This window comes from Tardiphaga sp. vice304 (assembly GCF_007018905.1).
Taxonomy (GTDB): Bacteria; Pseudomonadota; Alphaproteobacteria; order Rhizobiales; family Xanthobacteraceae; genus Tardiphaga.
The window spans coordinates 488,874-514,916 of record NZ_CP041402.1; the positions used below are offsets into that span (position 1 = coordinate 488,874).

Annotated in this window: 21 protein-coding genes; 6 read left to right on the forward strand and 15 right to left on the reverse strand. The window is 64.2% G+C overall.

Annotated features, from left to right (window positions below):
* Nucleotides 1-32 precede the first annotated feature (32 nt).
* From FNL56_RS02250 to FNL56_RS02260, 3 genes are all read right to left on the reverse strand, one after another.
* Nucleotides 33-914 carry a F0F1 ATP synthase subunit gamma gene (locus tag FNL56_RS02250; RefSeq protein ID WP_143571390.1) on the reverse strand — a complete coding sequence of 294 codons (882 nt, stop codon included), beginning with the start codon at nt 912-914 and terminating at the stop codon, nt 33-35.
* Nucleotides 915-1,102: 188 nt separating this feature from the next.
* Nucleotides 1,103-2,638, reverse strand: a complete 1,536-nt coding sequence (gene atpA, locus FNL56_RS02255; protein WP_143571391.1) for a F0F1 ATP synthase subunit alpha — start codon at nt 2,636-2,638, stop codon at nt 1,103-1,105.
* Nucleotides 2,638-3,198 (reverse strand): F0F1 ATP synthase subunit delta, encoded by a 561-nt coding sequence (locus FNL56_RS02260; protein ID WP_143581743.1) that lies wholly within the window; start codon nt 3,196-3,198, stop codon nt 2,638-2,640. The genes atpA and FNL56_RS02260 overlap by 1 nt, the downstream gene beginning before the upstream one ends.
* A gap of 606 nt (nt 3,199-3,804) precedes the next feature.
* On the opposite strand from FNL56_RS02260, the gene FNL56_RS02265 reads away from it, so the two are divergent.
* Nucleotides 3,805-4,344 carry a septal ring lytic transglycosylase RlpA family protein gene (locus FNL56_RS02265; RefSeq protein ID WP_143571393.1) on the forward strand — a complete coding sequence of 180 codons (540 nt, stop codon included), beginning with the start codon at nt 3,805-3,807 and terminating at the stop codon, nt 4,342-4,344.
* A gap of 265 nt (nt 4,345-4,609) precedes the next feature.
* On the opposite strand, the gene FNL56_RS02270 is transcribed toward FNL56_RS02265, so the two are convergent.
* Complete coding sequence (locus tag FNL56_RS02270) at nt 4,610-6,823, reverse strand: primosomal protein N' (RefSeq protein WP_143571394.1); 2,214 nt, start codon at nt 6,821-6,823, stop codon at nt 4,610-4,612.
* Nucleotides 6,824-7,005: 182 nt separating this feature from the next.
* On the opposite strand from FNL56_RS02270, the gene FNL56_RS02275 reads away from it, so the two are divergent.
* Together FNL56_RS02275 and FNL56_RS02280 are read left to right on the forward strand one after the other, a co-directional pair.
* The gene (locus tag FNL56_RS02275) at nt 7,006-7,986 is read left to right on the forward strand and encodes a tyrosine recombinase XerC (protein WP_143571395.1); all 981 of its coding nucleotides are present in this window, start codon (nt 7,006-7,008) and stop codon (nt 7,984-7,986) included.
* 86 nt (nt 7,987-8,072) lie between these two features.
* Complete coding sequence (locus tag FNL56_RS02280) at nt 8,073-8,663, forward strand: DUF4337 domain-containing protein (RefSeq protein WP_143571396.1); 591 nt, start codon at nt 8,073-8,075, stop codon at nt 8,661-8,663.
* A gap of 172 nt (nt 8,664-8,835) precedes the next feature.
* On the opposite strand, the gene FNL56_RS02285 is transcribed toward FNL56_RS02280, so the two are convergent.
* From FNL56_RS02285 to FNL56_RS02315, 7 genes are all read right to left on the reverse strand, one after another.
* Nucleotides 8,836-9,720 carry an alpha/beta fold hydrolase gene (locus tag FNL56_RS02285; protein WP_143575992.1) on the reverse strand — a complete coding sequence of 295 codons (885 nt, stop codon included), beginning with the start codon at nt 9,718-9,720 and terminating at the stop codon, nt 8,836-8,838.
* A gap of 20 nt (nt 9,721-9,740) precedes the next feature.
* Nucleotides 9,741-10,274, reverse strand: coding sequence for a hypothetical protein (locus FNL56_RS02290; protein ID WP_143571397.1), 534 nt, complete (start codon nt 10,272-10,274; stop codon nt 9,741-9,743).
* A 34-nt stretch (nt 10,275-10,308) separates the two neighbouring features.
* On the reverse strand, nt 10,309-11,712 hold the full coding sequence (gene lpdA / locus FNL56_RS02295) for a dihydrolipoyl dehydrogenase (RefSeq protein WP_143571398.1): 1,404 nt from the start codon (nt 11,710-11,712) through the stop codon (nt 10,309-10,311).
* A 42-nt stretch (nt 11,713-11,754) separates the two neighbouring features.
* The gene (locus FNL56_RS02300) at nt 11,755-12,501 is read right to left on the reverse strand and encodes an SDR family oxidoreductase (protein ID WP_143571399.1); all 747 of its coding nucleotides are present in this window, start codon (nt 12,499-12,501) and stop codon (nt 11,755-11,757) included.
* A 93-nt stretch (nt 12,502-12,594) separates the two neighbouring features.
* Nucleotides 12,595-13,845 carry a 2-oxoglutarate dehydrogenase complex dihydrolipoyllysine-residue succinyltransferase gene (gene odhB, locus FNL56_RS02305; protein WP_143571400.1) on the reverse strand — a complete coding sequence of 417 codons (1,251 nt, stop codon included), beginning with the start codon at nt 13,843-13,845 and terminating at the stop codon, nt 12,595-12,597.
* Between the two features lie 116 nt (nt 13,846-13,961).
* The gene (locus FNL56_RS02310; RefSeq protein ID WP_143571401.1) at nt 13,962-16,931 is read right to left on the reverse strand and encodes a 2-oxoglutarate dehydrogenase E1 component; all 2,970 of its coding nucleotides are present in this window, start codon (nt 16,929-16,931) and stop codon (nt 13,962-13,964) included.
* A gap of 160 nt (nt 16,932-17,091) precedes the next feature.
* Nucleotides 17,092-17,775 (reverse strand): TetR/AcrR family transcriptional regulator, encoded by a 684-nt coding sequence (locus tag FNL56_RS02315; protein ID WP_143577439.1) that lies wholly within the window; start codon nt 17,773-17,775, stop codon nt 17,092-17,094.
* Between the two features lie 231 nt (nt 17,776-18,006).
* Between FNL56_RS02315 and FNL56_RS02320 the strand changes: the two genes are divergently transcribed.
* From FNL56_RS02320 to FNL56_RS02330, 3 genes are all read left to right on the forward strand, one after another.
* The gene (locus tag FNL56_RS02320; RefSeq protein WP_143571403.1) at nt 18,007-18,549 is read left to right on the forward strand and encodes an OsmC family protein; all 543 of its coding nucleotides are present in this window, start codon (nt 18,007-18,009) and stop codon (nt 18,547-18,549) included.
* 96 nt (nt 18,550-18,645) lie between these two features.
* The gene (locus FNL56_RS02325; protein WP_441351263.1) at nt 18,646-19,767 is read left to right on the forward strand and encodes an acyl-CoA dehydrogenase family protein; all 1,122 of its coding nucleotides are present in this window, start codon (nt 18,646-18,648) and stop codon (nt 19,765-19,767) included.
* Between the two features lie 70 nt (nt 19,768-19,837).
* On the forward strand, nt 19,838-20,719 hold the full coding sequence (locus FNL56_RS02330; RefSeq protein WP_143571405.1) for a sulfurtransferase: 882 nt from the start codon (nt 19,838-19,840) through the stop codon (nt 20,717-20,719).
* Between the two features lie 237 nt (nt 20,720-20,956).
* Here FNL56_RS02330 and FNL56_RS02335 read toward each other — a convergent pair whose 3' ends face one another.
* The 4 genes from FNL56_RS02335 to mdh all read right to left on the reverse strand — a co-directional run bounded on the left by FNL56_RS02335 (nt 20,957) and on the right by mdh (nt 26,008).
* Entirely contained in the window at nt 20,957-22,078 is a 1,122-nt protein-coding gene (locus FNL56_RS02335; RefSeq protein ID WP_143581744.1) for a sensor histidine kinase, read from the reverse strand.
* Between the two features lie 681 nt (nt 22,079-22,759).
* Nucleotides 22,760-23,644 carry a succinate--CoA ligase subunit alpha gene (gene sucD, locus FNL56_RS02340; RefSeq protein ID WP_143581745.1) on the reverse strand — a complete coding sequence of 295 codons (885 nt, stop codon included), beginning with the start codon at nt 23,642-23,644 and terminating at the stop codon, nt 22,760-22,762.
* A gap of 4 nt (nt 23,645-23,648) precedes the next feature.
* Nucleotides 23,649-24,845, reverse strand: coding sequence for an ADP-forming succinate--CoA ligase subunit beta (gene sucC / locus FNL56_RS02345; protein WP_143581746.1), 1,197 nt, complete (start codon nt 24,843-24,845; stop codon nt 23,649-23,651).
* A 194-nt stretch (nt 24,846-25,039) separates the two neighbouring features.
* The gene (gene mdh, locus FNL56_RS02350) at nt 25,040-26,008 is read right to left on the reverse strand and encodes a malate dehydrogenase (RefSeq protein ID WP_143571409.1); all 969 of its coding nucleotides are present in this window, start codon (nt 26,006-26,008) and stop codon (nt 25,040-25,042) included.
* Nucleotides 26,009-26,043: the final 35 nt, after the last annotated feature.

Genomic DNA, 26,043 nt, shown 5'->3' on the forward strand with positions numbered 1-26,043 from the left:
CTTGAACGCGGCCCAGAGGGCCAAATGCTGGATTAGATCGCCTCGGCGCCGGAGATGATCTCGATCAGCTCCTTGGTAATCATCGCCTGGCGGGTGCGGTTGTAGATCAGGGTCTGCTTGCGGATCATGTCGCCGGCGTTGCGCGTGGCGTTATCCATCGAGCTCATCTGCGCGCCGTAGAACGAAGCGTTGTTCTCGAGCAGCGCGCGGAAAATCTGCACCGCGAGATTGCGCGGCAGGAGGCCGGTGAGGATCTCGTCCTCGCCGGGCTCGTATTCATAGACCGGCGCCGCGGCATCGGTGGCGGCCGGCTTGGCCTGCACCACCAGCGGGATAATCTGCTGCGCGGTCGGGATCTGCGCGATCACGGTCTTGAAGCGCGCGAAGAACAGCGTGCAGACGTCGAACTCGCCATTGTCGAAGCGCGCCAGAACCTTCTTGGCGATGCCCTCGGCATTGACGAATCCGAGCTGCTTCACCGAACGCAATTCCATGTGTTCGACGATCTGCTTGTCGAAGGTGCGGCGCAGCTGTTCGTAACCCTTGCGGCCTACGCAGAAGAATTTGACTTCCTTGCCCTGCGCGATCAGCGCCAGCGCGCGTTCACGTGCCAGGCGGACGATCGAGGAGTTGAACGCGCCGGACAGGCCGCGCTCGCCGGTGCAGACCAGCAGCAGGTGAACCTGATCTTTTCCAGTGCCGCCCAGCAGTGCCGGGCCGGTGCCGGATCCGGCAGCGGCGCCTGCGATCGAGGCGATCACCGCATCCATCCGCTCGGCATAGGGCCGTGCGGCTTCGGCGGCCATCTGCGCGCGGCGCAGCTTGGACGCCGCGACCATCTGCATGGCCTTGGTGATCTTCTGCGTCGCCTTGGTCGAGGCGATGCGGACACGCATGTCTTTAAGTGAAGCCATCTCAGCCCTGATCCACTACGTCGGTGTGCTCCCTCCCCCCTTGCGGGGGAGGGTCGGGGAGGGGGGTGACACAAGCGACGTCGCTCGCGGCTACCCCCACCCTAGCCCTCCCCCTAGCGAAGCTTCGCTTCGCATGAAGGGGGAGGGGACTACAGAGTTTGCGGCCGGCCTTTCAGCCGGCCAAAAGCTTAAGCAGCGTAGTTCTTGGCGAAACCTTCGACCACGCCCTTGAGCTTGGCGGCGGTGTCGTCCTTGAGATCGCGGCTGTCACGGATCGCTTCGAGAATGTCGATGTTCTTGCCGCGCAGCAGCGAGAGCAGACCGTCTTCGAAGCCGCGCACCTTGTTGATCGGCAGCGCGTCGAGATAGCCGTTGGTGCCGGCCCAGATCACGCAGACCTGCTCTTCCATCTTCAGCGGCGAGAACTGCGGCTGCTTCAGGAGTTCGGTCAGGCGGGCGCCGCGATTCAGCAGGCGCTGGGTCGAGGCGTCGAGATCGGAGCCGAACTGCGCGAACGCCGCCATTTCGCGGTACTGCGCCAGCTCGCCCTTGATCTTGCCGGCGACCTTCTTCATCGCCTTGGTCTGCGCGGCAGAACCGACGCGCGAGACGGACAGACCGACGTTCACCGCCGGGCGGATGCCCTGGAAGAACAGGTCGGTTTCGAGGAAGATCTGGCCGTCGGTGATCGAGATCACGTTGGTCGGGATGTAGGCCGACACGTCGTTGGCCTGCGTTTCGATGATCGGCAGCGCCGTCAGCGAACCGTTGCCTTGCGAGTCGTTGAGCTTCGCGGCGCGCTCGAGCAGGCGGGAGTGAAGATAGAACACGTCGCCGGGATAGGCTTCGCGGCCCGGCGGACGGCGCAGCAGCAGCGACATCTGGCGGTAGGCGACGGCCTGCTTCGACAAATCGTCATAGATGATGACGGCGTGCATACCGTTGTCGCGGAAGTACTCGCCGATCGTGCAGCCGGTGAACGGCGCGATGTACTGCATCGGGGCCGGATCGGACGCGGTGGCGGCGACGACGACGGAATATTCCAGCGCGCCCTGCTCTTCGAGAACCTTCACGAACTGCGCGACGGTGGAGCGCTTCTGGCCGATCGCGACATAGACGCAATACAGCTTCTGGCCTTCCGGCGCGCCGGCGACGTTGAGCGACTTCTGGTTCAGAATGGTGTCGAGCGCGATCGCGGTCTTGCCGGTCTGACGGTCACCGATGATCAGCTCGCGCTGGCCACGGCCGACCGGGATCAAGGCGTCGACCGACTTCAGGCCGGTCGCCATCGGCTCGTTGACCGACTTGCGCGGAATGATGCCCGGCGCCTTGACGTCGACGCGCTTGCGCTCGGTGAATTCGATCGGACCCTTGCCGTCGATCGGGTTGCCCAGCGCATCGACGACGCGGCCGAGCAGGCCCTTGCCGACCGGCGCGTCCACGATGGCGCGGGTTCGCTTGACGGTCTGGCCTTCCTTGATCTCGCGGTCGGCGCCGAAGATCACGATGCCGACATTGTCGGTTTCGAGATTCAGCGCCATGCCGCGCGTGCCGTTCTCGAACTCGACCATTTCACCGGCCTGGACGTTGTCGAGGCCGAAGACGCGGGCAATGCCGTCGCCGACGGACAGAACCTGTCCAACTTCGGAAACTTCAGCTTCCTGGCCGAAGTTCTTGATCTGATCCTTGAGGATCGCGGAAATTTCCGCGGCGCGGATGTCCATCAGCCTGCCTCTTTCATCGCGTGCTTAATCGAGTTGAGTTTGGTGCGAAGCGAACTGTCCACCATGCGGCTGCCGAGCTTGACGACAAGCCCGCCGATGATGGCCGGATCGATCTTCACGTTGAGCGCGACATCCTTGCCCGTCACTGATTTCAGCGCGGTCTTCAGGGCGTCGAGATTCTTGTCACTGAGCGGCTCGGTGACGGTGACGTCGGCCGTGGCTTCGCCCTTGAAGCGGGCGACCAGCGCGCGGAAGGCGCGGATCACGTCGCTGACTGCGAACAGCCGGCGGTTGGCCGTGAGCAATTTGAGGAACTTGGCGCTGATGCCGGTGATCTTGGCGTCGTCCAGGATGGCGGCAAGCGCCTTGCCCTGCACGTCGGCGCCGAAGATCGGGCTGCGCACCAGCCGCTTCAGGTCGGCGCTGCCATTCAGCATGGCTTCGAACTTGTCGAGGTCGGCCTTGACCGCATCGACGGATTTCTCGTCGCGCGCCAGCTCAAACAGGGCTGTTGCGTAACGACCGGACATTCCCGAAACGGACGGATCTTCTGCTGCCACGAATACGCTCTTCAGGCTGTCGAACCCACAAGGGAAAAACCATCGCCCGAATTCGGCGCTAGCGATCCAAGTCCTTGGAATTCAAGCGGGACTTCGATTCTCAGGCCACAACACAGCATTGTGTCCCGTTCAAATCGCGGCTTTGCTAACATAGGCCGCGCAGGTGTGCAACGCGATGAAAGCGATTGGCGATGCCTTGTCGCAGGCCGTCGGAGCCTTGCGGCTGGAATAGATCGCGACATGGAATGCTGCGGCTTCCCGGCTAGGCCCGGTTTGTGATCCGCGCCTCGCCCGCAAGGCAGACCCGCCCGGCGCATTCCCCCAAAATCCTCTGCTTGAGATTTACTTGCCGAATGCTGGCCATGTCCGGCGATCACTTGTCTATTCAGTAATAGATCGTATTCGACAGTATAATATCTAGTTAAAAATTGGTTAATTAGCAACGCCAGCTATAATAGTACCTATCACAAGATATTTCGATTGACGCAGGAACGATCTGCTTGCCCACTTTACGCCTTATTAAGCCTTCAACGGTGGCCGCATCAAAATGGGACGGGGGTTCCACTTGTCATATATGTGGCAATACTGTCTGAGGGACTACCAAATATGCTGCGAAACAGAAATTCGATGCTGGGCGCCGTTGCCCGCCCGCGTACTGCCCTGGCGCTGATCGCCGCAACCATCATGCTGGGCGGAACGATTTCAGAGGCTTCGGCCAAATCCCGCCATCACCATCATCGTCACCACGGCCATCACCACGCCCAGCGCGTCATCAAGGCGCCGGTGCTCGATGCCAATGCGTCGATCCCGTCGCTGTTCGAGACCACCGTGCAGGCGCCGGTCCGCGCCATCGCCAACGGCGTCGGCCGCAGCTTTGCCGGCATGGCCTCGTTCTACGGCAGCGAATCCGGCAGCCGCACCGCATCCGGCCAGCGTTTCAACCAGGGCGCCATGACGGCGGCCCATCGCTCGCTGCCGTTCGGCACCAAGCTGCGCGTGACGCACGCCGGCCGCAGCGTCGTCGTCACCATCAATGACCGCGGCCCGTTCATCCGCGGTCGCGTGCTCGATCTGTCGAAGGGCGCGGCCTCCGTCATCGGCCTGACCAGCCGCGGTGTCGGCCGCGTCGTCGCCGAGGTGATGTAAGCATCGGCGCTTCGCACTGAAGTTCAGTAGCGTTGCGTTCGAGTAGCGTGGAGTAAAGAAGCCTGCCGTCAGCGATGACGGCAGGCTTTTTTTGGTGAAATAAAACTGTCATTCCGGGGCTCGCGCGGGCGGCGGAGCCGACTGAGCGAGAACCTCAGCCACTCCAATTGGAGTGGTGGGGAATCCCGAGATGTTCATCGTCCCATGTCGGGATACCGGGTTCGCTCGCCGCTGGCGCGCTCGCGCCCCGGGATGACAGATTGGTTCAAAGAAAACTCTGCGGGTCGACATCGACCTGGAGCTTGAGATTGCCGGTCGTCTTCGGCGCATGCGCCAGCCAGTCGCGCAGATAGAAGGAGAGATCGACGTTGCGCGGCGACTTCACCAGGATGCGGAAGCGGTAGCGGCCCTTGATCACCGCGAGAGGCGCTTCGGCGGGGCCGAGCACCTGGACGCGCTCGTCGAGTGGCGCCACGGCGGCCAGCTTGCGCGCAAACCCTTCGGCGGTCGGGCGATCGCCGGCCGATATGATCAGGCTGGCGAGCCGGCCGAACGGCGGATAGCCGGCGCGCTCGCGGGCGTCGATTTCGGCGCCGTAAAACGCCTCGCGGTCGGCGGCGATCAGCGCCTTCATCACCGGATGCTCGGGCTGGTGGGTCTGCAGATAGCCGATGCCGCGGCCCTGTTCGCGGCCGGCGCGGCCGATCACCTGGTTGAGCTGCTGGAAGGTGCGCTCAGCGGCACGTGGGTCGCCGTTGCCGAGTCCGAGATCGGCGTCGATCACGCCGACCAGATTCAGCCGCGGAAAATTGTGGCCCTTGGCGACCAGCTGGGTGCCGATGATGATATCGACGCGGCCTTCGGCAATTTCCGTCAGCTCGGCGCGCATCGCGTCGATCGAGGTGATGAGGTCGCTCGATAGCACCATGGTGCGCGCGTCGGGAAACAGCTTTTGCGCTTCCTCCTGCAGGCGCTCGACGCCGGGGCCGATCGCGGCCAGCGATTCCTCGGCGCCGCAATGCGGGCAGAGATGCGGGCGCGGTGTCGAGAAGCCGCAATGATGGCAGACCAGCCGCGCGCGAAAGCGGTGATCGACCAGCCAGGCGTCGCAGATGTTGCAGGCAAAGCGATGGCCACAGCCGCGGCACAGCGTCAGCGGCGCATAGCCGCGGCGGTTGAGGAACAAGAGCGCCTGTTCCTTGCGGTCGATGGCGATCTGCACGGCTTCGGCAAGGCGTGGCGCGATGAAGTGGCCGCGCATCGGGCCCTCGGTACGCAGGTCGATCGCCTCGATGTGCGGCATGTGCTGGCCGCCGAACCGGCCGGGCAGCACGATGCGCTGGTAGCGTCCACGGCGCGCATTGACCTCGGTCTCGACCGACGGCGTGGCCGAGGCCAGCACGATCGGGATCTTCTCGATCGAGGCGCGCACCACCGCCATGTCGCGGGCATGGTAATGTACGCCCTCGGCCTGCTTGTAGGCCTGGTCGTGTTCTTCATCGACGATGATGAGCCCGAGCTTGGCGAAAGGCAGAAACAGCGCCGAGCGCGCGCCAACCACGACATGCGCCTCGCCGGAGGCGACCGCGGCCCAGTTGCGGGCGCGGCTGCGCGGCGTCATCTCGGAATGCCATTCCAGCGGGCGCACGCCGAAGCGCAGCGCGAAGCGGTCGAGGAACTGCCCGGTCAGCGCGATCTCCGGCATCAGGATCATCACCTGCTCGCCGCGCCGAATCGTTTCGGCGATCGCCTCGAAATACACTTCGGTCTTGCCGGAGCCGGTGACGCCGTCGATCAGCGCGACATGGAAGTCGCCGCGGGCCGCAAAGGTCCGCATCTGGTCGGCGGCGGTGCGCTGCTCATGAGAAAAATCCGGCTCGCTGAAGGTCGGGTCGGGCGCAGGGGCCGCCAGCGTCGCGGCCATCGGCTCGACGGCCAACGTGCCTTCATCGACCAACCCGTCGATCACGCCGGCGCTGACGCCGGCTTGCTTGGCGGCCTCGGATTTGCCGTGCAGCAGCCGGTCGGACAAGATCTCGAGCAGCCGGCCGCGCGCCGGCGTCATCCGCTTGGGCACCTCGCCGATAAGGCGCACGCCGAGCCGGATGCGCTCCGGGCCCAGATGCTCGCCCATCCGCAGTGTCATCTTCATGACCATGCCCCTGGCCGACAGCGTGTAATTGGCGACCCAGTCGACCAGCGTGCGCAATTCCGGCTTCAGCGGCGGGACGTCGAGTTTGCAGCCCACTTCTTTCAGCCGGTTGTGCAGCCCCGGCGCGGGATTGGGATTGTCCGCCCAGACCACGCCGATCACGTCGCGGGCGCCGAGCGGCACGGTGACGACGTCGCCGGGTCGCAGGTCGAGCCCGCGGGGCACCTTGTAGGAATAGGCGTTGTTCAGCGCGACCGGCACCAGCACGTCGACCACGCCCGAGGTCGTCGGTGGGAACAGCGAATCGGCGCGCGACGAATGGTCCATGAAGATCGGCTCTGCGGGAGGTGGGGCTAATCTAGGGACTGGCAGGGCCAAAGAGAAGCCGCGAACTCGATGTCGTCCCCGCGTTCGCGGGGACGACATGCGGAGGGGTGAGTTCACCAATGCGAAACGCCGGGGTGTGATAATATCTGCCTGTTCGCGCTTTGCGCGCTGGAAGGCATCCGATGGCCAGACCGACACAAGCCAAACCTGCTGCCGCGCCGATCGATCTGCCCTGCGCGGCCGAGGACGTCTCGCTGCAGATGACGCGCTGGCTGTCGCATCTACGCGCCGAGCGGCGGCTGTCGCCGAAGACCTCTGAGGCTTATTCGCGCGACGTGCGCCAGTTCCTGATGTTTCTCGCCGAGCACTGGGGCGCGCGGGTCTCGCTTGCGCAATTTTCCAAGCTGCAGGCAACCGATGTCCGCGCCTTCATGGCGTCGCGCCGCGCCGACGACATCGGCGGCCGCTCTTTGATGCGGGCGCTGGCCGGGATGCGCTCGTTCGGCCGCTTCCTGGAGCGCGAGGGCTTCGGCAATGTCGGGGCGCTGTCGGGCATCCGCGCGCCGAAAATCGGCAAGAGCCTGCCGAAGCCGATCCAGATGGCCTCCGCCAAACGCCTCACCGACGCCGACGAGCGTGCCGGCGAGAACCGCGATCCGTGGATCTGGGCGCGCGACGCCGCCGTGATGGCGCTCTTGTACGGCTCCGGTCTGCGCATTTCCGAGGCGCTCGGCCTGAAGCGCCGCGAGGTGCCGCAGCCGGGCGCCGGCGACGTGCTGATCGTCAACGGCAAGGGCAACAAGACCCGCATGGTGCCGGTGCTGCAAAACGTGCTGGCGCTGATCGCCGACTACGCCAAAATGTGCCCGCATCCGCTGCCGCCGGAGGGTCCGATGTTCGTCGGCGCCCGCGGCGGGCCGCTGTCGCCGCGGATCATCCAGCTCACCATGGAACGGCTGCGTGGCGCGCTCGGTCTGCCCGATAGCGCCACCCCGCACGCGCTGCGGCACTCCTTCGCCACCCATCTCCTGACCCGCGGCGGCGACCTCCGCGCGATCCAGGAATTGCTCGGCCACGCCTCGCTGTCGACGACGCAGATCTATACCGGGATCGACACCGAGCGATTGTTCGAGGTCTACAAGACCGCGCATCCCCGGGCGTGAGCGGCCCCTGTCATCATGACATAGCGCTTGCATGGAACAATCCGTTCGGCCAAAGCTCGCGGATTGTCAGCAGGGAGATTGTTACGATGGGCGCGCATGAAAGCATGGAGCACGCGGAGCATGCCGAGCATGCGTCCGGCTCGAACAAGAACATCGCGCTGCTGATTGCGGTGCTGGCGCTGTTCCTGGCGCTGTCGGAAACCTTCGGCAAGGGCGCGCAGACCGAATCGATCAGCAAGAACGTCGAGGCGTCCAACCTGTGGGCGTTCTTCCAGGCCAAGAGCATCCGCCGTACCGTGGTGCAGGCGACCTCGGACCAGGCCCGTCTCAGCCTCGGCCAGATGGGTGACGAGGCCGCCAAGGCGACGCTCGCCAAGCAGATCGAGGACTGGAAGAAGACCGCCGACCGCTACCGCTCCGAGCCGGAGACCGGCGAAGGCTCCGAACAGCTCGCCGCCCGCGCCAAGGAGGCCGAGCACGCCCGCGATCTGGCGATGGCGCGCTATCACCATTACGAGGTGGCCTCGGCCGCGTTCCAGATCGGCATCGTGCTGGCCTCGGCGACCATCATCACCGGCATGATCGCGCTGGCCTGGGTGTCAGGCGCGCTGGCCGTCGCCGGCATCGGCTTCACGCTGATCGGCCTGTTCGCCCCGCACGCCGTGCATTTGATGTGAAGTAGCTGTCATTCCCGGGAGGCGCGACGGCGCTCAACACCTCTCCCATAGGGAGAGGTCGACCGGCGAAGCCGGGCGGGTGAGGTGTTAGGGACCTTTCAACCGGAGCAAGGCCCCTCACCCGGCGCTACGCGCCGACCTCTCCCCAAAGGGGAGAGGTGAAGAGAGAGATTCACTTTCGATAAAACGCCATCACCGCCTCCGCAAACGCCTTCGGCGATTCTTGCGGCGCGTTGTGACCGACGCCGGGCAGCACGCGGCGCTGATAATCCGCCGTGAAATGCCGGCCGTGATTCTCCGATCCGCCGACCGGCGTGACGTTGTCGTCGGCGCCGTGCAGCACGATGGTTGGCACGTCGATCGCCGGTTGCGCCGCAAGTTGCGCCTCGATCGCGGCATAGCGCTCATCGCCGGCGACGCTGCCGGTGCGGTGCGTGTAGGAGTGGATCACCACATCGACGAACTCGTCATTGTCGAAGGCGTCCGCCGAGCGATCGAACGTGGCGTCGTCGAACGCCCACGACGGCGACCACATTTTCCACAATAGCTTCGCCAGCGCCGCGCGGTTCTGCGTCAGCCCGTTGCGGCCGCGTTCGGTGTGGAAATACCAGACGTACCACATCCGCGCTTCCTGGGCGGGATCGGCCGGGCGGGCCGAGTTCGGAATGTCCTGGATGTTGTAGCCGGTGCAACTCACCAGCCCATGCACGCGCTCCGGCCACAGCGCCGACACGACGCAGGCGGCACGGCCGCCCCAGTCGTAGCCGGCGAGCACGGCCTTCTCGATCCGTAGCGCGTCGATCAGATCCAGCAGGTCCTGGCCGAGCGCGGCCTGCTGCCCGGAGCGCAGGGTGGCGTCGGTCAGAAACCGCGTCGGGCCATAGCCGCGGAGATACGGCACGATGGTCCGGATGCCCGCGGCATTGAGCAGCGCCACCGCGTCGTCATAGCCGCGGATGTCATAGGGAAAGCCGTGCAGCAGGATGGCAGGCACGCCATTCGCCGGGCCGGACTGCTCATAAGCGACATCGAGCAGCGAGGTTTTCACGCGGGACAGTTCGGCCATGGCAGACTCCGTCAAACCTTGCGGGCAAATGCGCGGCTGCGCAGACGGTGGACGAGGCGCATCCCGCGCGATGACGAGCGGTTGCGGATTCGCGCGACCATCGCCTTGATCCGCAGCATCATTGGCGCGACGATTTCGCCGGCGCGGCGGCGGATGTCGAGCACCCACTCATAGACGCGAACGAACCACGGCATCTGCAGCAGCTTCGGTTTCGTCACGTCGAAGATGAAGGCGACGATGCCGACGCCGATGAACTTACCGGCCAGGATCAGTGCAATGGCGCTGATCCAGGAATGGTTCGCGATCAGCCAGACTTCCAGAAGCTTCAACGGAAACAACAGCACCACCGGCGCCAGGAATACCAGCAGCGTCCACCTCGGCGACAGCCGCGCCACGCGCGCGGCCACAAAGGCCTTGAACGCGCGCAGCGGGATCATCGCCACAAGGCGGGCGACGACCGGTTCGAGATGGTCCCACAGCCACGCCTCGATCAGGAAGATCAGAGCGAGCAGGACCCAGAGCGGCTGCAACAGGCGGCGCATCACGCAACTCCCGGCCGGGCGGTGCGCCGGGCGTGCCTCACATATGGATAGCGCGCTTGGCCACTGCAAATGCCGCTTCCTTAACGGCCTCGGAGCGGGTCGGATGAGCATGGCAGGTCCGCGCCAGATCCTCGGCGGAACCGCCGAATTCCATCAGCACGCAGGCCTCGTGGATCAACTCGCCGGCCTCGAGGCCGATGATGTGAACGCCGAGCACGCGGTCGGTCTTGGCATCGGCAAGAATTTTCACGAAACCGTCGGTGCTCTGGTTGACCTTGGCGCGGCCGTTGGCGGTGAACGGGAACTTGCCGACGGTATAGGCGACGCCGGCCTGCTTCAACTCCTCCTCGGTCTTGCCCACTGACGCGACTTCCGGCGTCGTGTAGACGACGCCGGGGATCACCCCGTAATTAACATGACCGGCCTGGCCGGCCAGGATCTCGGCGCAAGCGACGCCTTCGTCTTCCGCCTTGTGCGCCAGCATCGGGCCGACCACGACGTCACCGATGGCGAAGATGCCGGGCACGCTGGAGGCGAAATGCGCGTCGGTCTTGATCCGGCCGCGCTCGTCGAGCGCCACGCCGGCTTCCTTGAGCCCGAGGCCCTCGGTGTAGGGGATGCGGCCAACCGCCACGAGAATGACGTCGGCTTCCATGGTTTCAGCGGCGCCGCCGGCAGCCGGTTCGACCTGTGCCTTCAGCCGCTGGCCCGACGAATCGATGCTGGTGACCTTGGCGCCGAGCTTGAACGCAAAACCCTGCTTTTCCAGGATGCGCTGGAACGACTTGCCTACCTCGCCGTCCATGCCGGGCAGGATGCGGTCGAGGAATTCCACCACGATCACTTCGGCGCCGAGCCGGCGCCACACCGAGCCGAGTTCGAGGCCGATCACGCCGGCGCCGACCACGATCATCTTCTCCGGCACCTTGTCGAGCGACAGCGCGCCGGTCGACGACACGATGCGCTTCTCGTCGATCTCGATTCCCTTCAGCCTTGTCACGTCGGAGCCGGTGGCGATCACGATGTTCTTGGTTTCCAGCACTTGGGTCTTGCCGTCGGCCGCCTTGACCTCGACCTTGCCGGTGCCCAGCACGCGGCCAAGGCCCATCACCACGTCGACCTTGTTCTTCTTCATCAGGAACTCGACGCCCTTGACGTTGCCGTCGATGCCCTGCTGCTTGAAGACCATCATCTGCGGCAGGTCGATTTCCGGCGCGGCGACCTTGATGCCCATCTTGGCGAAGCCGTGACCGGCCTCTTCGAACATTTCGGAGGCGTGCAGCAACGCCTTCGACGGCATGCAGCCGATGTTCAGGCAGGTGCCGCCGAGCGTGGCGTTCTTTTCGACGACCGCGACCTTCATGCCGAGTTGTGCTGCGCGGATCGCGCAGACATAGCCGCCGGGACCGGTGCCGATAATAACGAGATCATAGGTGGCCATGGGAGATTCCTGCAGTTTCAGTAGATATGGGATGTCGATGGCCTAGCGGCCACCGGACACGTCGAGAATGGAAGCGGTGACGTAGGACGCCTCGTCGGACAAAAGCCAGACGATGGCATTGGCGACTTCGTCGGCGGTGCCGACGCGCTGCATCGGCACGTTATGGGCGAGGCGACGGGCGCGGTCGGCGTCGCCCCCGGAGGCGTGGATCTCGGTATCGATCAGGCCGGGCCGGATGCCGACCACGCGAATGCCCTCGGCGGCTACTTCCTGGGCAAGGCCCACGGTGAACGTATCGATAGCGCCCTTGGAGGCGGCATAGTCGACATAGGTATTGGCGGAGCCGAGCTTGGCGGCCGCCGACGACAGGTTGACGATCACGCCACCCGCGCCGCCATGTTTCGTCGACATCCGCTTCACCGCCTCGCGCGCGCACAGGAAGCTTCCGGTGACGTTGACCGCCAGCATGCGCGTGATGCGCTCGGCGGTCATGTCCTCGACGCGGATGGAGGGGCCGACAATGCCGGCATTGTTGACCAGCGCGCCGAGCGGGCCGAAGGCGTCGGCCGACTTGAACAGCGCGAGGATGTCGGCCTCGACGCCGACGTCGCATTTCACGGCGATGGCTTTTCCGTTGGTTGCTTCGATGGCGGCAACGACGTCGTTGGCGGCGGCTTCATTGCTGGCGTAGCCGACGACCACTTTGAAGCCGGCAGCGGCGGCTTTCAGCGCAGCGGCGCGGCCGATGCCTCGGCTCCCGCCCGTGATGATGACGACCATGTCGGTCATTATCTGCTCCAGCTTGGCGTTATTGACCGTGACTGCGTATTCATAAGCCGGCAGCGTTACCGCTGCCGGCTGATGGTAGGGAATGCGGAGAGATCAGAGATCCAGCACCAGACGGGCCGGATCTTCCAGGCTTTCCTTGACGCGGACCAGGAAGGTGACGGCTTCCTTGCCGTCGATGACGCGGTGATCGTAGCTCAGCGCCAGATACATCATCGGGCGGATCTCGATCTTGCCGGCGACCACCACCGGGCGCTCCTGGATCTTGTGCATGCCGAGGATGGCTGATTGCGGCGCGTTCAGGATCGGCGTCGACATCAAGGAGCCGTAGATGCCGCCATTGGTGATGGTGAAGGTGCCGCCCTGCATTTCGTCAATCTTGAGCTGGCCGTCGCGGGCCCGGCGACCGAAATCGGCGATGGTCTTTTCGATATCCGAAATCGACTTGCCGTCGCAATCGCGCACCACCGGGACTACCAGGCCCTTGTCGGTGCCGACCGCGACGCCGACGTGATAGTAGTTCTTGTAGATCAGGTCGGTGCCGTCGATCTCGGCGTTCACCGACGGGATGTCCTTCAGCGCCTGCACGCAGGCCTTGGTGAAGAAGCCCATGAAGCCGAGCTTGGTGCCGTGCTTCTTCTCGAACACATCCTTGTACTGGCTGCGCATCGCCATGATGTGGCTCATGTCGACCTCGTTGAAGGTCGTGAGCATGGCGGCGGTGTTCTGCACCTCCTTGAGGCGGCGTGCGATGGTCAGGCGCAGCCGGGTCATCTTGACGCGCTCTTCGCGGGCGGCGTCGTCGGCAGGCGACGGCGCGCGGACCTGCACGGCGGCCGCCGGCTGGCTGACCGGGGTCGGCGCCGACGCGGCCTTCTCGATCGCGGCCAGCATGTCGCCCTTGGTGACGCGGCCGTCCTTGCCGGAGCCGGCCACGCCGGCGGCATCGACGCCGCTCTCGGCGGAAATCTTGCGAACCGACGGCGCCAGCGGCGCATCGGCCGGCGGGCTCTTCTGGGAGGGCGCGGGAGTAGCAGCCGCAGGCGCTGCAGCAGCGGCCTTGGCGGGTGCCGGTGCGGCGGCAGGCGCAGCAGCCGGCTTGGCACCAGCGGCGCCATCGGTGATCTGGCCGAGCAGGGCGCCGACCGCGACGGTCTCGCCGTCCTTGGCGATGATCTCGCCGAGAATGCCTGCGGACGGCGCCGGCACTTCGATCGTCACCTTGTCGGTTTCGAGTTCGACCAAGGGCTCGTCGACAGCGACGGCATCACCGGCCTTCTTGAACCATTTCCCGATGGTGGCTTCGGTCACGGATTCGCCGAGCGTGGGAACGCGAATTTCAGTCATGGTCTATTTTCCTCTCGCGGCAGGGCGGCCGATGCAGCCAACCGCGCCAAAATCCTGGAGTGATACAAGTGCGCGAATGCCCCGCGCGAGCGGGGCATGGCGGTGGTGCGGTGGTGTTAGCTCAGGGCGTCGTCGAGGAAGGCCTTGAGCTGGGCGAGATGCTTCGACATCAGGCCGGTGGCAGTGGCCGCGGAGGCCGCGCGTCCGGCATAGCGCGGGCGCTTGTGGGTGGCATTGATCTGGTTCAGCACCCATTCGAGATAGGGTTCGATGAAGTGCCACGCGCCCATGTTGCGCGGCTCTTCCTGGCACCACACCACCTCGGCGCCCTTGAAGCGGCTGAGCTCCTGCACCAGCGCCTTGAGCGGCACCGGATACAGCTGCTCGATGCGCAGCAAATAGATGTCGTCGGCGCCGCGCTTCTCGCGCTCCTCGTAGAGGTCGTAATAGACCTTGCCGGAGCACAGCACGACGCGACGGATCTTGGCGTCGGGCTTGAGCTTGATCTTCTCGTCCGGCAGCTTCTCCGCATCGTCGAACAGGATGCGGTGGAAGGTGGTGCCGGCGCCGAGTTCGTCGAGCTTCGAGACCGCGCGCTTGTGGCGCAGCAGCGACTTCGGCGTCATCAGGATCAGCGGCTTGCGGATCTCGCGCTTGAGCTGGCGGCGCAGCACGTGGAAGAAGTTCGCCGGCGTGGTGGCGTAGACCACCTGCATGTTGTCTTCCGCCGCCATCTGCAGGAAGCGCTCGAGGCGCGCGGAGGAATGCTCCGGCCCCTGGCCCTCATAGCCGTGCGGCAGCATGCAGACCAGGCCCGACATGCGCAGCCACTTGCGTTCGCCGGACGAGATGAACTGGTCGAACACCACCTGCGCGCCGTTGGCGAAATCGCCGAACTGCGCTTCCCAGATTGTCAGCGCGTTCGGCTCGGCCAGCGAGTAGCCATATTCGAAGCCGAGCACCGCGACTTCCGACAATAGCGAGTTGATGACTTCATAATGGCCCTTATCGGGGCCGAGATGGTTGAACGGCGTGTAGCGGCTCTCGTCTTCCTGGTCGAACAGCACCGAATGGCGCTGCGAGAAGGTGCCGCGCTCCGAATCCTGGCCGGACAGACGCACGTGATGGCCATCCTCGATCAGGGTGCAGAACGCCAGCGCCTCGCCGGTCGCCCAGTCGATGTTGTTGCCGCTCTCGATCGCCTTGGCGCGGGTGTCGAGGAAGCGCTGCGCCGTCTTGTGGATGCGGAAACCGTCCGGCACCTTGGTGATCTTGGTGCCGATCTCGCGCAGCTTGGCGACGTCGACGCCGGTGATGCCGCGGCGCGGATCTTCTTCCTGGTCGGCGGACTTGAAGCCCGCCCACTTGCCGTCGAGCCAGTCGGCCTTGTTCGGCTTGTAGCCGGCGCCGGCTTCGAGCTCGGCATCGAGACGGGCGCGCCAGTCGGCCTTCGCCTTGTCGATCTCGCCCTGCGTCATCACACCGTCGGCGACGAGCCGCTTGGAATATAGCTCCAGCGTCGAGGCATGCGTCGCGATGTTCTTGTACATCACCGGCTGGGTGAATGCCGGCTCGTCGCCTTCGTTATGGCCGTGGCGGCGGTAGCAGAACATGTCGATGACGACGGGCTTGTGGAATTTCTGCCGGAATTCGATCGCGATCTTGGCGGCGAACACCACGGCTTCCGGATCGTCGCCGTTGACGTGGAAGATCGGCGCATCGATCATCTTCGCCACATCCGACGGGTAGGGCGAGGAGCGCGAATAGCGCGGATAGGTCGTGAAGCCGATCTGGTTGTTGACGATGAAGTGGATCGAACCGCCGGTGCGGTAGCCCTTCAGGTCCGACAATGCGAAACATTCCGCGACCACGCCCTGGCCTGCGAACGCCGCGTCGCCATGCATCAGCAGCGGCAGCACCGAGATGCGCGCATCCGGCGGATCGCCGTTCTGGTCCTGCTTGGCGCGGACCTTGCCGAGCACGACCGGATCGACGATCTCGAGATGCGACGGGTTGGCGGTCAGCGACAGATGGATCTTGTTCTGGTCGAACTCGCGGTCGGACGACGCGCCGAGATGATACTTGACGTCGCCGGAGCCTTCGACCTCGTCGGGATTGGCAGAGCCGCCCTTGAATTCATGGAACAGCGCGCGGTGCGGCTTGCCCATCACCTGGGTCAGCACGTTGAGGCGGCCGCGATGCGGCATGCCGACCACGATGTCGCGGACGCCGAGATTGCCGCCGCGCTTGATGATCTGCTCCAGCGCCGGGATCAGCGATTCCCCGCCGTCGAGGCCGAACCGCTTGGTGCCGGTGAACTTGACGTCGCAGAACTTCTCGAAGCCGTCGGCCTCGACCAGCTTCTGCAGGATGGCGCGGCGACCTTCGCGGGTGAAGGAGATTTCCTTGTCCGGGCCTTCGATGCGTTCCTGGATCCAGGCCTTCTGCGCCCGGTTCGAGATGTGCATGAATTCGACGCCGAGCGTCTGGCAGTAGGTGCGCTGGCAGATCGCGACGATCTCGCGCAGCGTGCCGTATTCGAGGCCGAGCACGTGATCGAGGAAGATCTTGCGATCATAGTCGGCATCGGTGAAGCCGTAGGAGCGCGGATCGAGCTCCTCATGGTCCTTCTGGCCTTCGATACCCAGCGGATCGAGATTGGCATGGAAGTGGCCGCGCATGCGGAAGGCGCGGATCAGCATCAAGGCGCGCACCGAATCGCGGGTCGCCTGGTTGATGTCGCCGGTCGGGGCTGCCGCGCCGGGCTTGGCGGAACCCGCCGACGCCTTGGCGGCCAGCTTGGCGCCGACGGCCTTCTCGACCTGCGCCCAGTTGCCGTCCATCGCGGAGGTCAGGTCGTCATTGGGAAGCACCGGCCAGTTGGCCTTCTCCCAGGACGGGCCCTCGGCATTCGCCTGGACGTCGGCGGGCGCGTCCTTCAGGCTCTTGAAGAACTCCTGCCACTCGGTATCGACCGAGGAGGGGTCCTTTTCGTAACGGGCATACAGTTCGTCGATATACGTGGCATTTGCGCCCTGCAAAAATGAAGAGAGGGCAAAAGCGGCATTCGCGTCCTGGCGAGACATGATTGCTTCCTGATTTTTGGCGTCGCGCGATAATGGGCGAGGGCCGATCCGTTCGTCGGAGCAGCCTGAATAGCGCGGACCTTCTACCCTATATAGGCAAAAGTTGCGCCCGGAAAATGCGAAGATCTGAATGCCGAGTCAAACATACGTGCGGAGCTGTTTACTCAACCGGGCTAAGGGTTTCGCGGGCCAATGCTGCAGCGTCGCCCTGCAGCGCACTGCGCCGGGAACGCTTGGCTGACACGCGGCCGCAGGCGTCATCGAGCAGGGCCTGCGCGGCCATCCCGGCGGCGTCCGCCACGCCGGGGTCGCGGGTCACCATGGCGGCCACGATGGCGCCGTCCATCAACAGGCCGATCTGATGGGCCAGGGCCTCCGGTCGCGCGGCGCCGGCGGCGCGGGCCAGGCCGGCGATGTGGCCGAGCACGAAGGCTTTATGGGTCATGGTGAGGGCGCGCAACCGGGTCTCGTCCTTGGGGTGTTCGCCGACCGCATTGATGAAGACGCAGCCGTAATAACCCTGTTCGCCGAACCACTTCTTCAACACCGGGAAGATCGAATCGAGCTTGGCCCGCGGTGTTTTCGCGGCTTCGATGCTGGCGATGAACCAGTTGCGCCAGACCTTGCCCTCGGCTTCGAGCACGGCCTCGACCAGATCGCTCTTGGACTTGAAGATCTTGTAAAGGGTGGTCTTGGCGGTGCCGGCTTCGGCGACGATGGCGTCGATCCCGGTGGCATTGATGCCGTTCTTGCAGAACAGCCGGGTCGCCGCATCCATCAGCCGGCCGCGCGGCGACACATGCGGGACGGTGATCTCGGCGTCATGCGGGATCGCATCGGTCATGCCCTTTCATATGTCAGGCGGCTCGACCGGTGCAAGCGATCATCGGCTCGTGGCGAACATTCAGGCGGCAAAACCGAAGTTTGGCGCATTTGGCGGCAGATCTTCCGGCGCCTGTTTTCGCGCCGTGCAGTTAACGGCTTCATAACGCTCGACTTTCCTCCGGCAGCCGCGATGGCACGCATCCTGCAAAGCTACAGAACGTTCCGTATCCGACCTGCAGGGAGAAACACCATGACCGCTGTTGCCGCAAAGACCGTGCTGACCGGCTGCCTGGCGCCGATCGACAAAGGCGGGCTCGAACAGTTGATCGCCAACGGCAAGGCCAATCCCAACGTCATCAAGACGCTGAAGTGCAAGACGGTGGCCGAGGGCAAGTTCCGCCACGCCAATTATATCCGCAACCTGCCGCCCTATATCGTCGATGAGCCGCCGGCGCTGCTCGGCGACGACACCGCGCCGAATCCGTCGGAAGCCTCGCTGGCCGCGCTGGGCTCGTGCATCGCGGTTGGCCTGCACGCCAATGCCGTGCACCGCGGCTGGATCGTCAACAAGCTCGAATTGCAGCTCGAGGGCGACCTCAACATCACCGCGGTGTGGGGCACCGGCGACGTCAGCGAGAAGCCGGTCGGTTTCACCGACGTCCGCATCAAGGTCGACATGGAATGCGATGGCGTTCCGCAGGCCGAGATCGACGCGCTGATCGACCACGTCAAGAAATGGAGCCCGGTCGCCAACACCTTCACCCGCCCGGTCAATCTCGAGGTCTCCGCGTAAGGCTCTTCACCTCTCCCCGCCAGAGCGGGGCGAGGGAAGAAAGCCATCAACCGCAGCGATGCGGTTGCGCCTCTATCCCCCGTGACGGAGACGATCATGACCACGATGGCTGCGCTGCGAAACGCCGACAAGGTTGAGCAGCAGACCGTTTCGTTCTTCGAAGGGGTCGCGTCGCTGGCACGGTCCGAGCTGACGCCGATCCTGCAGCAGATCGACGACGGCGAAATCTTTCCGGACAAAGCGATGCGCTGCTTCGGCGAGATCGGCGCCTGGTCCGCGCATGCCGACCTGCGAGACACCATCGGCGGCATCTCGGCGATCGCCGAAATCTGCGGCGCCACCGCCTTCATGGCGTGGTGCCAGGACACGTTGGTCTGGTACATCCTCAATTCCGACAATGCCGCGCTGAAGGCGAAATTTCTCGACCGCGCCGAAAGCGGCCAACTGCTCGGCGGCACCGGGCTGTCGAATCCGATGAAGAGCTTCTTCGGCATCGAGAAGCTCAAGCTGAAAGGCCGCCGCGTGGACGGCGGCTACATCGTGCGCGGCGCGCTGCCGTGGGTGTCCAATCTCGGCCCCGACCATCTGTTCGGCACCATCTTCGAACTCGAGGATGGCTCCGACAAGGTGATGTTCCTGGTCGACTGTGCCGATCCCGCTGTCACGCTGACGCCATGCCAGCCGTTCCTGGCGATGGACGGCACCGGCACCTACGGCGTGCAGCTCCGCGACGTCTTCATTCCCGACGATCAGGTGCTGGCCGCCTCCGCGATGCCGTTCGTCAAGAAAATCCGCGCCGGCTTCATCCTGATGCAGATGGGCATGGGGCTGGGGCTGGTGCGCGACTGCATCGAACTGATGCAGGGCGTGAAGCCCGCGTTGGCACACGTCAACTGCTATCTGCCGCAGCAGCCCGAGGATTTCGCCGCCGTGCTGGCCGAACTCGAAGGCGCGACGATGCGGCTCGCCGCCACGCCGTTTGATACCAGCAACGCCTACTGGCGCGAGGTGGTCGAGCTCAGGCTGCGTGCCGGCGATGCCGCGGTGGCCGCGGCGCATGCCGCGATGCTGCATTGTGGCGCGCGCGGCTATCTGAAATCGCACGCCGCCCAGCGGCGGCTGCGCGAAGCGTATTTCGTGGCGATCGTCACCCCCGCCACCAAGCAACTCAGAAAAATGCTCGCAGACAATGCGCGCGAACATCCGGGAGAGACCTGAGGCCAAGCGACTGTGATTCGAAAGCGACGACGCGTGACAACCCCCCGACAACCCAGTGGAGGCTTTGCTAATGGCTGACATCCTGATTTCCGCAGACGAACTCGTCCCCTTCATGACGTCCGAACCTTGCGTGATCATCGATACGCGCAATCCTGACGCCTACGCCGCCGGCCACGTCCCCTGCGCCGTCAATCTGCACGAGATCTTCACCTTCCTCGCGACCTCGACCCCCGAGGGCATGGAAGAACTCAAGAAGAAATTCGCCGACGCCTTCGGCGGCGCCGGCCTGTCGGGCGCCGAGACCGCGGTGATCTACGAGCAGTCCATGAACTCCGGCTTCGGCCAGTCCTGCCGCGGCTACTTCCTGCTGGAATTTTTGGGCTACCCGAAGATCAAGGTGCTGCACGGCGGCTATGACGCCTGGACCCAGAAGGGCCTGCCGACCACCACCGACATGCCCACCCCCGTGCCCGCCGCGTTCAAGGTCAGACCGGAGGCCGGCTCCATCCTGATCGATGCCGTGACCATGCAGGCGGCACTCGGCAATCCCTCGATCGCGTTGCTCGACGTTCGCGACGTCGATGAATGGATCGGCGAGAGCTCATCGCCTTACGGTCGCGATTTCTGCCCGCGGATGGGCCGGATCCCCGGCGCGGTCTGGATCGAATGGTACCGCATGATGAAGCCGACCTCGGAGGGCCCGCGCTTCAAGTCGAAGAACGAGATTCTGGCCGAATGCGCCACGGTCGGCATCACGCCGAGCACGACCGTCTACCTCTACTGCTTCAAGGGCGCGCGTGCCTCGAACACCTTCCTGGCGCTGAAGAACGCCGGCGTGATGGACGTGCGGATGTATTTCGGCTCCTGGAACGAATGGAGCCGCGATAGCAAATACCCGATCGAGGAAGGCCTGCCGGTTGTCGGCGACAAGCAGTTGCAGGCGGCGGAGTAGAGAGCAGCTGTCGCTCCGGGATGCGACAGACGGCAACGCCGGATGGCGCAGACCCGGAACCTCGAAATGTTCATCGCGTCACATCTCGATCTCCCGCCCTTCCAATGGGAGGGCGGGCTTAGACCTCCGCTGACATACGCGCGGCCGTGAAGGACAAGCTGAACAAAAAGGCCCGTTCGTTAGAGCGAGCCGCTATTGCCGTGCCCTTCTGGCTGAACAGACCTTCCGTCACCTGGTCTAGGCGCGGGGAAAGCGGGCGGTGAAAGTCGTCCCGGTCTTTTCGGACGAGGTAACCTTTATGCTCCCGCCATGGGCCACGACGATCTCTTTGGTAATGTACAATCCCAGCCCCAGATTGTTCGACTGCAAATGGACGTCTTCCCCGTCGCCGCTGCGAACCAGCGCTTCGAAAATTCCGGCCACGGCGTTTGGAGGGATCGGAACACCATCATTGTGAATCGAGACCGAAACATCATGCGTCTCGCCCCTGATGGATACATTGATGGGGAGATCCTTGAACCCGTACTGCACGGCGTTGCCGAGCAGGTTTGAAAACACCTGACCAATACGGGGCCTGTCCCACGCTCCTTCGGTGTCGCCCGACACTTCGACGGTGAAGCTGTTCCCAGGATGAGCTGTTCGCATTTCATCGACGAGCTGCCGCGCGACGAACGCCATATCCATTGTTTCACGAATGATCTGCAGGCCGGATCCGAGGCGAGCCCGGGTGAGGTCGAGCAACTGATCGAGGATTTCCATCACGCGGCTTGCGCTAACGGAGATCTGTGAGATCAGCATCGTCTGGCGCTCGCTGAGCGACCCGATCCGACCGATCAGTTCAGCCGACATCGTCATGGCACCGATTGGATTGCGAAGATCATGACCGAGAATGCCGAGGAACAGGTTGCGGGAGCGCTCGACCTTCAAGGAATAGTAGCTGATCGACTCGGTCAGTTCCTGATCGATCGCTTCGTTGAACCGCGTGAGGTCGTGGATATCCTGCAATGTCGTTTCCGTGGTCTGTGCGCTCCACAGCTTGACCACGCTCGCCCGCAATGCCCGGTACTCGGAGACCATCTGATCCATGTTGAAGCCGCCGGCCTGGCGCAACGCGGCGTGAACTTCGGCCACGCTGTTTGTCGAACGCCTAGCGTTTTTGCCCTGCGACTTGTCGACCTGCTCCGCGTCGGTCTGCGGGCTGTCGATATCGTCGGCCACGAATCGCAGGATGTACGCGATGTGGTTGCGCAGCGATAGCGGGCTCGCCGCTTCCGGCGACGGGTCAAGCGTACCGGCAAAGGCCTCCCATTCGGCGATGATGGGAGCGGAATTCTCGCGGATGAAGGTCGACAGGCGCATGACTAGCTTTCAAGTAGGACGCGGGCAGGCAACGGTGCGCTGACACAACGATCGCCCGCGCATCGGGTGCTGCGATCGTCGGCGATCCCGTGCAAATGCCGATTGGCGTGTCCGCTGATATCCGGATGTTGTCGAGGCTTCGCGGCGATCGCAGAGATGAGCCGCGGTCTGACCGTCCCGGATCGTCGATGGAAGGCTGTCCGGCAAATGCCTGGGACAGCAGCCTGAAAATGAAGGAACTTTGGACATGGCGCTCTTTTCGAAAGCGTGAGCGCTACCGGACTCTCTGGCACCGTCAATGGCCAAGAGACTACGGTAATTTCCAACAACATGCGAGTCTGCGTCCGGTTCCGTACCCTGGTCGCTTTATGACATTTAATTCGCGCTTGGTCTGATCTTCCCCCGGGTACCGGCGATTCATGCCCGATCGAGCCATCAACGGCGCTGCAATAGGCCGACACAAGAACTGTCGTCCCGGGATGCGGCAGACGGCAAAGCCGGCTGATGGAGACCCGGAACCTCGAGATGAGGCGCGCTGAACATGTCGAGGTTCCCCGCCACTCCGATTGGAGTGCATGAGGTTCTCTCGCCGCTCACGCGCTCGCGCCCCGGAATGACCACCACAACAAAAAGGCCCGCTCTTACGAGCGGGCCTTTTCATTTTGATACCAGCGCTAAACCCTAGCCCTTCAGCAATTCCACCAGCGTGGTGCCGAGGCGCGCAGGCGACGGCGAGACGGCGAAGCCCGCGGATTTCATCGCCGCGATCTTGCTCTGTGCGTCGCCCTTGCCGCCCGACACGATCGCGCCGGCATGGCCCATGCGACGGCCGGGAGGGGCGGTAACGCCGCCGATGAAGCCGACGATCGCCTTCTTGCGGCCGCGCTTGGCTTCGTCCTTGATGAACTGCGCGGCGTCTTCTTCCGCCGAGCCGCCGATTTCGCCGATCATGATGATCGAATGGGTCGCGTCGTCGGCCAGGAACATCTCGAGAATGTCGATGAACTCGGTGCCCTTGACCGGATCGCCGCCGATGCCGACCGCCGAGGTCTGGCCGAGGCCGGCCATGGTGGTCTGGAACACGGCTTCATAGGTCAGCGTGCCGGAGCGCGACAGGATGCCGACATTGCCGGGCTTGAAGATGTTGGCCGGCATGATGCCGATCTTGCACTCGCCGGCAGTGACGACGCCCGGGCAGTTCGGCCCGATCAGGCGCGACTTGGAGCCGGACAGCGAACGCTTGACGCGCACCATGTCGAGCACCGGGATGCCTTCGGTGATGCAGACGATCAGCGGGATTTCCGCATCGATCGCTTCACAGATGGCGTCGGCTGCGCCCGGCGGCGGCACGTAGATCACGCTAGCATCGGCGCCGGTCTTGTCGCGGCACTCGGCCACGGTGTCGAACACCGGCAGGTCGAGATGGGTGGAGCCGCCTTTGCCGGGCGAAGTGCCGCCGACCATCTTGGTCCCGTAGATGATCGCCTGCTCGGAGTGGAAGGTGCCGTTCTTGCCAGTGAAACCCTGGCACATCACCTTGGTATTCTTGTCGATGAGAACTGACATCGGCTTACTTTCCCTTCACGGCGTTGACGATTTTCTGCGCGGCGTCGTCGAGGTCGTCCGCCGGCAAAACGTTGAGGCCGCTCTCACGAATGATCTTCTTGCCTTCCTCGACATTGGTGCCTTCGAGGCGGACCACGAGAGGCACCTTGAGGCCGACGGTCTTCACCGCGGCGACGACGCCGGCGGCAATGATGTCGCACTTCATGATGCCGCCGAAGATGTTGACCAGGATGCCCTTCACGCTGGGGTCCGAGGTTATGATCTTGAACGCCGCGGTCACCTTCTCCTCGGTGGCACCGCCGCCGACGTCCAAGAAATTCGCCGGGCTTTCGCCGTACAGCTTGATGATGTCCAGCGTGGCCATCGCGAGACCGGCGCCGTTGACCATGCAGCCGATGGTGCCGTCGAGCGCGATGTAAGCGAGGTCATATTTCGAGGCCTCGATTTCCTTGGCGTCTTCCTCGGTGGTGTCGCGCAGCGCGACGATCTCGGGATGACGATACAGCGCGTTCGAATCGAACGACATCTTGGCGTCCAGGCACTTCAGCTCGCCGGTCTTGGAGACGATCAAGGGGTTGATCTCCAGCATGTCCATGTCCTTCGCGATGAAGGCGGTATAGAGCTGGGTGATCAGCTTGCCGGCCTGCTTGGCGAGGTCGCCGGTGAGGCCGAGCGCCTTGGCGACGGTGCGGCCGTGATGCGGCATCACGCCAGTGGCCGGATCGACGGAGAAGGTGATGATCTTCTCGGGCGTCGAGTGGGCGACGTCCTCGATGTTCATGCCGCCTTCGGTGGACACCACGAACGCCACGCGCGAGGTTTCACGATCGACGAGGAGGGAGAGATAGAATTCCTTCTCGATGTCGGAGCCGTCTTCCAGATAGATCCGGTTGACCTGCTTGCCGGCCGGGCCGGTCTGCTCGGTGACCAAAGTCGCGCCGAGCATTTCCTTGACGAACTGCTTGGCCTCTTCGATCGACCTGGAAAGGCGGACGCCGCCCTTCTCGCCGGCCGAGGCTTCCTTGAACTTGCCCTTGCCGCGGCCGCCGGCATGGATCTGGCTCTTCACGACCCACAGCGGGCCGCCGAGCTCCTTCGCGGCTGCTTCCGCTTCCTCGGCCTTGAGGATCGGCACGCCCCTGGAAACGGGCACGCCGAATTCCTTCAGCACGGCTTTCGCCTGATATTCATGAATGTTCATAAGTCGCTCCCGAACCCCGGATGGTGGAACTTGAATGTCCCGTCGTTTTTGAATTGGCATACCGTATACCACGGAAGCGACAATTCAAGCCCGGCGGGATCCAATATCGAATGCTGGTCGGCCCGGGGTTGGGGGCCTGCAGCGATGGTCAGAACCGAAACCGGCACCCAAAGGGTGCCGGTAAGAGGGTGGACTTAGCCGCCGAGCAGGTCGGGGGCGATCTTCTTGCAGGCGTCCATCAGGCCGACGACCGAGGCCACCGACTTGTCGAAGCCTTCGCGGTCCTTGCCGGACAGTTCGATCTCGACGATGCGCTCGACGCCCTTGGCGCCGATCACGACGGGCACGCCGACATACATGTCTTTCACGCCGTATTCGCCGTTCAGATAGGAGGCGCAGGGCAGCACGCGCTTCTTGTCCTTGAGATAGCTGTCGGCCATCGCGACGGCCGAGGCGGCGGGGGCGTAGAACGCCGAGCCGGTCTTCAGGAGGTTGACGATCTCGGCGCCGCCATTGCGGGTGCGGTCGACGATCTCGTCGAGGCGGGCCTGCGAGGTCCAGCCCATCTTGATCAGGTCGGGCAGCGGGATGCCGGCGACGGTCGAATACTTGACCAGCGGCACCATGGTGTCGCCGTGGCCGCCGAGCACGAAGGCGGTGACGTCTTCGACCGAGACGTTGAATTCATCGGCCAGGAAGTAGCGGAAACGCGCCGAATCCAGCACGCCGGCCATGCCGACCACCTTGTTGTGCGGCAGGCCGCAGGCCTTCTGCAGCGCCCAGACCATGGCGTCGAGCGGGTTGGTGATGCAGATCACGAAGGCGTCGGGGGCGTACTTCTTGATGCCGGCGCCGACCTGCTCCATCACCTTGAGGTTGATCGACAGCAGGTCGTCGCGGCTCATGCCGGGCTTGCGCGGCACGCCGGCGGTGACGATGACGACATTGGCGCCTTCGATGGCCTCGTAGGAATTGGCGCCGGTCATCTTGGCGTCGAAGCCGTCGACCGGGGAGGACTGCGCGAGATCGAGCGATTTGCCCTGCGGCACGCCTTCGGCGATGTCGAACATCACCACGTCGCCGAGTTCTTTCAGGCCGATCAGGTGAGCCAGCGTTCCGCCGATCTGACCGGAGCCAATCAGTGCGATCTTGTTACGCGCCATGGGAGTTGATCCTTTGAAGCCGAAGGAGTGAAGGT

Coding starts and splice junctions, on each gene's coding strand:
- FNL56_RS02250 (WP_143571390.1), bottom strand. CDS start 914: ATGGCTTCACTTAAAGACATGCGTGTCCGCATCGCCTCGACCAAGGCG.
- atpA (WP_143571391.1), bottom strand. CDS start 2,638: ATGGACATCCGCGCCGCGGAAATTTCCGCGATCCTCAAGGATCAGATC.
- FNL56_RS02265 (WP_143571393.1), top strand. CDS start 3,805: ATGCTGCGAAACAGAAATTCGATGCTGGGCGCCGTTGCCCGCCCGCGT.
- sucD (WP_143581745.1), bottom strand. CDS start 23,644: ATGTCAGTTCTCATCGACAAGAATACCAAGGTGATGTGCCAGGGTTTC.
- FNL56_RS02270 (WP_143571394.1), bottom strand. CDS start 6,823: ATGGACCATTCGTCGCGCGCCGATTCGCTGTTCCCACCGACGACCTCG.
- FNL56_RS02325 (WP_441351263.1), top strand. CDS start 18,646: ATGACCACGATGGCTGCGCTGCGAAACGCCGACAAGGTTGAGCAGCAG.
- FNL56_RS02335 (WP_143581744.1), bottom strand. CDS start 22,078: ATGCGCCTGTCGACCTTCATCCGCGAGAATTCCGCTCCCATCATCGCC.
- FNL56_RS02310 (WP_143571401.1), bottom strand. CDS start 16,931: ATGTCTCGCCAGGACGCGAATGCCGCTTTTGCCCTCTCTTCATTTTTG.
- FNL56_RS02275 (WP_143571395.1), top strand. CDS start 7,006: ATGGCCAGACCGACACAAGCCAAACCTGCTGCCGCGCCGATCGATCTG.
- FNL56_RS02280 (WP_143571396.1), top strand. CDS start 8,073: ATGGGCGCGCATGAAAGCATGGAGCACGCGGAGCATGCCGAGCATGCG.
- FNL56_RS02315 (WP_143577439.1), bottom strand. CDS start 17,775: ATGACCGATGCGATCCCGCATGACGCCGAGATCACCGTCCCGCATGTG.
- odhB (WP_143571400.1), bottom strand. CDS start 13,845: ATGACTGAAATTCGCGTTCCCACGCTCGGCGAATCCGTGACCGAAGCC.
- lpdA (WP_143571398.1), bottom strand. CDS start 11,712: ATGGCCACCTATGATCTCGTTATTATCGGCACCGGTCCCGGCGGCTAT.
- mdh (WP_143571409.1), bottom strand. CDS start 26,008: ATGGCGCGTAACAAGATCGCACTGATTGGCTCCGGTCAGATCGGCGGA.
- FNL56_RS02320 (WP_143571403.1), top strand. CDS start 18,007: ATGACCGCTGTTGCCGCAAAGACCGTGCTGACCGGCTGCCTGGCGCCG.
- FNL56_RS02300 (WP_143571399.1), bottom strand. CDS start 12,501: ATGACCGACATGGTCGTCATCATCACGGGCGGGAGCCGAGGCATCGGC.
- sucC (WP_143581746.1), bottom strand. CDS start 24,845: ATGAACATTCATGAATATCAGGCGAAAGCCGTGCTGAAGGAATTCGGC.
- FNL56_RS02330 (WP_143571405.1), top strand. CDS start 19,838: ATGGCTGACATCCTGATTTCCGCAGACGAACTCGTCCCCTTCATGACG.